The sequence below is a fragment of the Chloroflexota bacterium genome, assembly GCA_014360805.1.
GTDB lineage: Bacteria > Chloroflexota > Anaerolineae > DTLA01 > DTLA01 > DTLA01.
On the sequence record JACIWU010000102.1, the window covers coordinates 1 to 9,051 of the forward strand.

The 9,051-nt window shown below is 64.4% G+C and carries 7 protein-coding genes and 3 tRNA genes; 1 reads left to right on the top strand and 9 read right to left on the bottom strand.

Going from position 1 to position 9,051, the window contains the following annotated elements:
• From tuf to H5T65_12875, 4 genes are all read right to left on the bottom strand, one after another.
• Nucleotides 1-125, bottom strand: a 125-nt coding sequence (gene tuf, locus H5T65_12860) for an elongation factor Tu (GenBank protein ID MBC7260125.1), incomplete at its 3' end; no start/stop codon positions are given.
• Nucleotides 126-182: 57 nt separating this feature from the next.
• Nucleotides 183-258, bottom strand: a tRNA-Thr gene (locus tag H5T65_12865).
• Nucleotides 259-279: 21 nt separating this feature from the next.
• Nucleotides 280-361 (bottom strand) — tRNA-Tyr (locus H5T65_12870).
• A 55-nt stretch (nucleotides 362-416) separates the two neighbouring features.
• A tRNA-Thr gene (locus H5T65_12875) sits at nucleotides 417-492 on the bottom strand.
• A gap of 755 nt (nucleotides 493-1,247) precedes the next feature.
• On the opposite strand from H5T65_12875, the gene hisS reads away from it, so the two are divergent.
• Nucleotides 1,248-2,579 (top strand): histidine--tRNA ligase, encoded by a 1,332-nt coding sequence (gene hisS / locus H5T65_12880; protein MBC7260126.1) that lies wholly within the window; start codon nucleotides 1,248-1,250, stop codon nucleotides 2,577-2,579.
• Between the two features lie 69 nt (nucleotides 2,580-2,648).
• Here hisS and H5T65_12885 read toward each other — a convergent pair whose 3' ends face one another.
• From H5T65_12885 to ubiE, 5 genes are all read right to left on the bottom strand, one after another.
• Entirely contained in the window at nucleotides 2,649-3,173 is a 525-nt protein-coding gene (locus H5T65_12885) for a nitroreductase family protein (GenBank protein MBC7260127.1), read from the bottom strand.
• Between the two features lie 6 nt (nucleotides 3,174-3,179).
• Nucleotides 3,180-3,947 carry a 5'/3'-nucleotidase SurE gene (surE, locus tag H5T65_12890; GenBank protein ID MBC7260128.1) on the bottom strand — a complete coding sequence of 256 codons (768 nt, stop codon included), beginning with the start codon at nucleotides 3,945-3,947 and terminating at the stop codon, nucleotides 3,180-3,182.
• Nucleotides 3,948-3,958: 11 nt separating this feature from the next.
• Nucleotides 3,959-7,048: a transglycosylase domain-containing protein gene (locus H5T65_12895; protein ID MBC7260129.1), complete on the bottom strand. Its 3,090-nt coding sequence runs from the start codon at nucleotides 7,046-7,048 to the stop codon at nucleotides 3,959-3,961.
• A gap of 274 nt (nucleotides 7,049-7,322) precedes the next feature.
• Nucleotides 7,323-8,054, bottom strand: a complete 732-nt coding sequence (locus tag H5T65_12900; GenBank protein ID MBC7260130.1) for a class I SAM-dependent methyltransferase — start codon at nucleotides 8,052-8,054, stop codon at nucleotides 7,323-7,325.
• Nucleotides 8,051-8,773 (bottom strand): bifunctional demethylmenaquinone methyltransferase/2-methoxy-6-polyprenyl-1,4-benzoquinol methylase UbiE, encoded by a 723-nt coding sequence (gene ubiE, locus H5T65_12905; protein MBC7260131.1) that lies wholly within the window; start codon nucleotides 8,771-8,773, stop codon nucleotides 8,051-8,053. Before ubiE ends, H5T65_12900 begins: the two co-directional genes overlap by 4 nt.
• Nucleotides 8,774-9,051 lie beyond the last annotated feature (278 nt).

A 9,051-nucleotide genomic window follows, 5' to 3' on the forward strand; every position in this document is an offset into this window, starting at 1 on the left:
GCCCAACCCTTCAGCGACAGCACCTTCGTGATCGCCGCAGTCAGGGTCGTCTTCCCGTGGTCAATGTGCCCGATGGTCCCCACGTTCACGTGGGGCTTCTTCCGCTCAAATACCTTCTTGGCCATCTAGATTCCTCCTGTACACAAGCGCTGAACCGATACGTCTCGGCGCGGCCGATCGTGTGGAGCCCACGACCAGACTTGAACTGGTGACCCCATTCTTACCAAGAATGTGCTCTACCGACTGAGCTACGTGGGCCTAAGCCGCCATACAGCCAGGTGGGCAGGGGCGGATTCGAACCACCGAAGGCTGAGCCAACTGATTTACAGTCAGTCCCCTTTGGCCGCTTGGGTACCTGCCCACGAAACCGTCTTTTTACGAATCACAACCGGCGTGTGCTGCCGCGCCGGCTGTCCTGGAGCCGACGGTGGGACTTGAACCCGCAACCCGCGGTTTACAAAACCGCTGCTCTGCCGATTGAGCTACGTCGGCTCGGAGACGGGGGCAAACCCACCACGTCGGCAAACGCATTATATCCACACTGACCCTAACAGTCAAGTTGGCTTGCATGCTGCATAGCAACGCGCAAGTATATTCACAACTGGCCTTGTGTCAAATTGGGCATGCATGCGACACGTTGCTCGCTGCGCGGCCCCCACCTGCGACGCACCTCCGAGGTGCGTCGCAGGTTTGGCAGGTACGGGAACCTGCCCTACGCTCGCTGGGATCATCCGCGAATAACACAGATTCACATGAAGGGAGAATAGGAGGCACGTAGGGCGGCTTTCCATCGCAGCCGGACCAGGGGGCAGGCGTGGGAACCTGCCCAGCGCTCGCTGGGGTCATCCACGAATAACGCGAATCGGCGCGAAGGGTATCGCGCCCGACGCCGAAGCATCGGGCTGAACGGGCGAAGCCCCTTCGGGGCTTTGTTCTTTCAGCGCGGGGGTTTAGCCCCGCGCGCCAGCCGGACGCGGTTTTCGCGCCCCTTCGTGCCTTCGCGATCCAAACGGCCCATCAGCGCGGAGGAACACGCGGCAAATCTGCGGTTCTCCGCGTGCTCGGCGTCCTCGGCGGTAAAAACCCCAGGCACGCCGCGCATGCTGCACCCCTCACCCTAGCCCACTCCCAGCGGGCGAGGGCACTCTGCGCACCCGCCTTGCCGGCTCCGGCGCTTTGCAATCGGCCGCCACCTGTGGTAAAACAAAACCAACAATCGTGAACCGCCGCTTGTAAGGAGTAAGGACATGCCCGAACGCATCACACCGCGCCTACCCAGAGGAATGCGCGACATCTTGCCGGAGAAGATGATTCTCCGCGACTACGTCATGAACACCATCCGCACCGTGTTTGAGCAATTCGGGTTTGAGCCGCTGCACACGCCCGCCGTGGAACTGGCCGAGACGCTCATGGGCAAGTACGGCCCCGACGCCGAACGCCTCATCTACGACGTGCGCCAGAGGCAGGGGCAGGAGGCACTCGCCCTGCGCTACGACCTCTCGGTGCCGCTGAGCCGCGTCGTCGCCATGAATCCCGACCTGCTGCTCCCCTTCAAGCGTTATCAGATCGCCCCTGTGTGGCGGGCCGAACGGCCCCAGAAGGGCCGCTATCGGGAGTTCTACCAGTGCGACGCCGACATCGTGGGTTCCGCCAGCATGTTGGCCGACGCCGAGATCATCGCGGTCATCTATACCGTCCTGGAGCGGCTCGGCTTCCAGCGCTACACCACGCGTATCAACAACCGTAAGGTGCTCACCGGCATCGGCATCTATTCAGGCGTCGCCGGCGAGGCGCTGGGGCAACTGTATCGCTCCATTGACAAGTTGGACCGCATCGGGATGGACGGCGTCCGCAAGGAACTTCGGGACGCGGGCATCGCCGAAGACGTTATCGCGCGCATGGTGGATCTGCTGGAAATCCGAGGCGACAGCATGGCCATCATCCCCGAGATGATGCAGCGGCTGGAAGGCATAGACATCGCCGCCGAGGGCCTCGCCGAACTGAAGGGCCTGGTGTCGTACCTGGACGCCATGGGCGTGCCCGAAGGCGCCTACCAGATTGACTTCGCCATGGTGCGCGGCCTGGACTACTACACCGGCCCCATCTACGAGACCGTCGTGGAGGAGCCGAAGATCGGCAGCATCACCGGCGGAGGGCGGTACGACCGTCTGATTGAGATGTTCTCCAGCAGGGGCTACCCGGCCACGGGCACCACCATCGGGATTGAGCGCATCATAGACGTGATGGACGAACTCCACATGTTCCCGGCGTCGCTCCGCCGCACGCTGGTGGAGGTGCTGGTGCTCCAGTTTGACCCCGGCCTGCTGGCCGAGACGCTTCGCTTCACCCGCGCCCTGCGCGAACAGGGCCTGCGCGTGGAGTTGTACTTTGAGGCCGACTCGGTGAAGAAGCAATTCCGGTACGCCAGTCGCAAGGGCATCCCGTTCGCCGCGATCCTGGGCCCCGACGAGGCCGCACAGGGGCAGGTTACCATCAAGAACCTGGACCTGGGCAAGCAGCGCACGGTGCCGCAGGCCCAGGCCGCAGACATCATTCGCAATTGGGGCAGGGAAGCGTAACCCGTTGACATGCAGAGGCGGGACGGACCGAATCCCGTCCCGCCAACACGCGCCGTTCGGATACGCGACTTACTTCAGCGTCGTTACCACTTCGCTCATCCCCCTGCGCGGGGTGCGCGGGCCCCCTTCCTTCGCGGGGTAGCCGATGGGCAGAATCGCCACGGGCCGGAGCACCGCGGGAAGCCGCAGCACCGCAGCCGCCTGCTCCTCGTCAAAGGCCCCCACCCAGCACGTTCCAAGTCCCATGTCCACGGCAGCCAACATGATGTGCGTCGCCGCGATGGCCGTGTCCTGGATGCAGTACAGGTCGCGCCCGCGGCTGCCGTAGCGCGCCGCCGACCGAGAGGCGTCGGCGCAGACCACAATCACAACCGGCGCTTCTGCGATGAACCCCTGCCCGAAGGCCGCCTCGGCCAGCCCGTCCTTCACGTCCTGCGACCAGACCACGTAGAAATGCCACGGCTGGCGATTGCCTGCAGAGGGCGCGCGAATGGCCGCCTCCAGCAACTTCTCCACCTGCGCCTCTTTGAGCGGCTTATCCTGCCGAAACTGCCTCACGCTGCGCCGCGTCAGGATGACTTCCCAGAATTCCATGGACTTTCACCTCGCCAGTTGCAGTTTCCAGTCGCGCACGCTCTCCATCAGCGCGTAATCCGTCAGGTCCAACTTCAGCGGCGTGATGGACACATAGCCGTGCTTGATGGCCCAGAAGTCCGTCCCCTCCAGCGGTTCGCCGTCGGGCGGGTCGCCGCCGATCCAGTAGTAACTCTCGCCGCGCGGGTCCTTGCGCTCAATCAGCACGTCCTTGTACACCCTGCGGCCCAGGCGCGTAACCAGGATGCCCTTGAGCGCCTCGTAGGGAAGCGCGGGGACGTTCACGTTCAGCAGCGCCCCAGGGGGAAGGCCGCGCGCCAGCACCTCGCGCGCCACCTGTTCCACCACCCGCGCCGCCGGCTCAAAATCCCACCCCTCCCATCCGTCCACCGAAGCGGCGATGGCGGGGATTCCGGAGACTACGGCTTCCATGGCGGCGGCCACCGTGCCCGAGTACGTTACGTCTTCGCCCATATTCGGCCCCTTGTTGATGCCGGACACCACCAGGTCGGGCCGTTTGTCCAGGATGCCCAGCAGCGCCAGCGCCACGCAGTCCGAGGGCGAGCCTGTGGTAACCCACGCCTCCGAGCCGTCGGCCAGGGCCCCGCGCCGCACCCGCATGGGCTTGTGCATGGTCTTGGTGTGGCCGGCCGCCGACCAACTGTGGGCGGGCGCGAACACCGCCACCTCGCCTAGCCGCCCCAGCGCCTGCTTCAGCGCCGCCAGGCCGGGCGAATCTATGCCGTCGTCGTTGGTGATGAGGATGAAGGGCATGTCGCCTCCTTCTACGCGATGAGGTCCCACGCGCGCCGCTCCCTCCACGCCACGGGCGCGACCGGAGCCGCCGATGAACTCTGCTTGTCCTTCTCCGGCTCGGGCCTGTGGATCACCTGCGCGCGAACCTTCTCGCTCTCCGTGGTATTCCCCGCCGAATCGTAGGCCACCGCGTGAATCGTGTGCGTCTCGGTGTACCCGTGCGTGTCCGAGATGATGGACATGCCGTTGGCCCACACCTGTATCAGTCGCCCCTCCTCGTCCGTGATCACCTCTGTTACGGTGATCACGCCCTCCGTAACGACGCCATCGGGGCCGGTAATCGGGCCGGTCGTCGTGATGACCGTGCCCGGAATTGGGATCGTGTCCGACATGGTGATCGTCCACTTGAGGCTATAGGGGGCCACCGTGGTGAACCCCACCGACTGCCCGTCCACGAAGAACTCCACCCGATCCATGGACAGGTTGTCGCGCGCATCCACCTGGATGTTGATGTAGTCGTCCTGTTCCTTGATGTACACCCGGCCCTCGTCGGGGTTGATGACGGTGATCTTGGGCGGCTGATTGTCCACGTTGACCTGGATGGCCGCCTGGCGCACGCCCTGATCATGGCGCACGACCGTCAGTTGGAGCGTGTACAGGCCGTCCAGTTGGCTCACATCCCAGTATTCCAGCGGCCCGTTGCTCACCTGATTGTAGTGCTCGCCGCCGATTTGGCTCCAGGCCGAGGGGTTCAGCCCCTTGCCGTACTCCAGCCGCCAATAGTGGAAGTTGTCCGAGCGGGCGTTGCCCATGATGACCACGCCGCCCCGCACGTAGGAATAGGGCGCGGGCGAGATGATAGCCACGTCGCCCTGCGCGGGGCCGGGGCCGTACATGTCGTCGTACTCGGTCGGGGGCTGCGGGATGCCCTGCTCGCGCACCCAGTCGGCGGCGCGCGGCGGATAGATTTCGTACACCCGCGACTCCACCAGTTCCGGCGGCGTGTACACCGTCGCCAACTTGCCCGTGAGTTTGTTGACTTTGAACTCGCGGTGCATGTCGCACGGCTGGGTTGGTTCGGTTCCGGCGATGAAGATTTCCTTCACCTGGCTGGGACAGTGCTCGGTCGGCAACAAGCCCGACAGCGGGCACACGTACACCTCAATGATTCCGGGCGGCCGCTTGAATTCCATCACCGGCAAGTTCTCGTGCACCTTCTCCATGAAGTCATGCCAGATGGGCCCGACTGCGCGGCTTGCCGGAATACGGCCCATCGGCTCGTAGTCCGTGTTGCCACACCACACGCCGGTAACCAACTGCGGCGTGTAGCCGATGATCCAGTCGTCGCGGAAGTCGTTGGTGGTGCCGGTCTTGGCTCCTGCGGGTCGGCTCAATTTCAGCGCACTGTTAGGGCCGAAGGCCGCCGCCCGCGCGTTGTTGTCCGACATGATGTGCTGCATCAGGTAGGCCAGTTGGGGGCTGAGCACTTCGCGCGTCTGCGGCTGCGTGAACTGCTTGAGTACCTTGCCGTTGCGGTCGGTAACCAGCAGGATGGCTACCGGGTCCAACTGGCGGAACCCTGGGCGGAGCCTGCTGGGGGGCACCGGCTGGCCGGCCATCACCCCGTTGTTGGCGAACACGCTGTAGGCATAGGTCATGTCCAGGAGCGTAACCTCGCCGCCGCCCAGCGTCAGGCTCAAGCCGTAGAAGTCCTTGGTCAGCGTGTTGATGCCCATCTGGTGCGCCGTGTTGATGACGTTCTTGACACCCACCTTGCTCAGCATCTCCACGGCGGGGATGTTGAGCGACCGCGCCAGCGCCAGGCGCATCCGCACCGGCCCGCTGTACCTCAAACTGTAGTTTTCGGGCACGTAGGGCGGGTTCGGATAATCGTCAAACGCCTGTCGCACGTCCAGGAGCATCGTCGCGGGGGTGTACCCCTGCGCCAGGGCCGTAACGTAGGTGAACGGCTTGAACGAAGACCCGGGCTGCCGCTCCGACAGCGCGCAGTTCACCTGGCCCTTGATGGTCGTGCTGAAGTAGTCCAGCGACCCCACCATCGTCAGAATCTCGCCGGTGTTCGGTCGGATGGCGACGACGGCTGCGTTGTTGATGTCCCAACCGTCGGCCTGCAACTTGGCGATCTGCTCGCGGGCCAGTTGCTCGGCCAACTTCTGCATGTCGTAGTCCAGCGTCGTGTACACCTTCAGCCCGCCGCGGTAGACCATGTCGGCGCCGAATTCGTCCACGAGGAGTTGGCGCACATACATGGAGAAGTGCGGGGCGTCAATCTCAAATCGCTGCTGTGGAGCGATGTACAATGGCGTGTATTTCGCCTCCACCGCCTGCTCTTCGGTGATATACCCCTCGCGCAGCATCTGATCCAGCACCAGGTGCTGGCGCTCTTTCGCCTTCTCCGGGTTGTCAATGGGGTTCATCCCCGGGTACTGGGGGATGGCCGCCAGCATGGCGCACTCGGCGAGGTTCAGGTCGCGCACGCTCTTGCCGAAGTAGGTCTGCGCGGCCGCCTCCACGCCGTAGGCCAAGTTGCCGTAGAAGTTGTTGTTCAGGTACCACTCCAGAATCTTGTCCTTGCCCTCGCGCCCGGGGTAGCGGCGGGAAATCTCCAGCGCAAGAATCGCCTCCTTGATTTTGCGCTCGTAGGAGATGACGTAGCGCTCCTCGGGCGGGATGAGGACGTTCTTCACCAACTGCATGGTGATGGAACTGGCGCCCTGGATTTGCTCGCCGCGCAGGTTGGACAGGGCCGCGCGCGCGATGCCCCGCAGGTCCACGCCCGGGTTCGCGTAGAACGTCCGGTCCTCAATCGCAATCGTGGCCTGGCGCAGGTACAGGGGAATCTGGTCCAGGGGGATGTAGGTGCGGTCGCCCCACTTCGGGTCAAAGATCTCGTACAGCAGGTGCTGGCCTGTGCGATCGTAGATTTTCGTCGTCTCAAAGTCCTGCTGGGCGATTTCAATCGCGCTGGGGTCGGGCAAATCCTGCGCGAAGTAGGCGTACACGCCCACCACGGCGGCCACGCCCGTCAGCGCGAGGGTGAGCACCCCGCCGAGGGCCAGGGCCACGAAGGCCAAGGCCGCCTTCGCAAAAAGGCTCATCCCGCCGTTCTTGCGGGCGCGACGACGTAGTAGAACCTGTTTGGTAGATCTTCTCATCGCTCTATGCCTGTGGACACGAGGTATGGTACGTGCGTTATACTATCAGAAAAGGGTATGCGCGGCAAATGGGGGGCGTCGCGGGATTGGCTCCGTCTTGTGTTGGCGACCGAGGTGCGACGCACTTTCGGAAGTGCGTCGCACATTGCGGCAAGGGTATGCGCGGCAAATGGGGGCGTCGCAATCGTAGGTCGTAGGAGCGACCCGCGGGTCGTCCCTACGACACCTTCTCCAACACGACGAAATGCGACAGGCCGAAGACGCGCAGGGGCGTGCGCTCCAGCGCATACGTAACCGCGCGGAACAGCCGCCCCAGCAAGGGCCTGCGAGCGGCAATCTTGTCGTACCCAGGGTAAATCTGGGTGAACAGGATCACGCGGCACGGCAGCCCTCGCCACAGCCGCGCCAGCCCGCCCGGCGTGTAGGCCCGCACGTGGGGGCACAGGCGGTTGCGCACAGGGTTGGGCAGCCAGTTGACGAGCGGGATGTTCCCAAAGCGGTAGCGCCCCCGCCAGTAGCACCCGTGCGTCTCAAACGGATACAGGCGATTGGGCACGAAGATGACCAGTCGGCCGCCGGGCCTCAGCACGCGAACCGCCTCGGCCACGGCCTGCCGGTCGTCGTCCACGTGCTCCAGCACCTCATGGGACAGCACTGCGTCAAAGAAGCCGTCGGGGAAGGGCAACTTCTCGGCGGGCGCGACCTGGCAGTTGGGCACGGCCTCCCGCGCCTCCGCCACCTTGTCGGGGTCCACATCCACGCCCCAGGCTTCAGCGCCGTGCTCCTGCAGCCGCCGCGTGTAGAACCCGATGCCGCAGCCCACGTCCAGCACCCGCGCGCCCTCCAGCGGCGCGTAGCGCCGAATCATGCCCATGCGGCGATCTTGGCCGAAATCCCAGGCCGCGCTGGGCCTCCCCAGCCGAATGTCCTTCTCTTCCTGACTCATCATTTCAACCCAACGTAGATGGCGACGGTCCCCATCATCAGTTTCTGACACGCCACGGAGCGGAAGCCGGCCGCTTCCAACGTGCGCATGACCTGGGCGCTGGTCATGAAGCGGTTGAGCGACTCGGGCAGGTAGGTGTACGCTTCGGGATCTCGCACCAGGACCCGACCCAGCAAGGGCACGACGCGGTTGAAGTACAGCCCGAACAGCGGGCGAAACACCGGCGCCGTCGGCTGGCAAATCTCCATGCACGCCACCCGCCCGCAGGGGCGCAGCACCCGCCACATCTCGGCGAACAGCGCGGCCACGTCCACCGCGTTGCGCAGCGCGAACGCCGACGTTACGGAGTCAAACGTGTTGTCGGCAAAGGGCAGCCGCAGCCCGTCCGCCTGAACCAGGCTCACGCCGGGTGTCTCCTCCAGGCGGCCCAACTTCCACTGCGCGATGCGCAGCATGGGGCGCGAGAAATCCAGCGCCACCACGCGCCGCGCCGGGGTTCTCGCGGCCAGGAGGCGAGTTACATCACCCGTGCCCGCGGCCACGTCCAGCACCAGCCCGCCGTCGGGCACGTTGGCCCGCTCCACAAGCGTACGCCGCCAGGCCATGTCGCGCCCCAGCGACAGGATTCGGTTCATCATGTCGTAGTGCCCGGCCATTCGCGCGAACATCGCCTGCACGTAGCGGCGTTTCTCTTCGGGAGTGCGAAAAGACGTTGTGCTCAATGCGAAACTCCGATGAGGGATGCGCTTCAAGCGCTCGCGCCATTGTACGGCAAAGCCGATGGATTTGGCAATTTCGGGTTGCTGTAACCGCGAATGCCGCCAATCCACGCGAATGGGAAATAGTAGGGCAGGTTTCCATACCTGCCCAGCCCTCCGGCGGCTATGGAAAGCCGCCCTACGTGCCTTCCTGCTTTCCATTCGTGTAGATTCGTGTGATTCGTGGATGGCACTTGTGTTGGAGGCCGAGGTGCGTCGCACGTCCGGAAGTGCGGCGCACC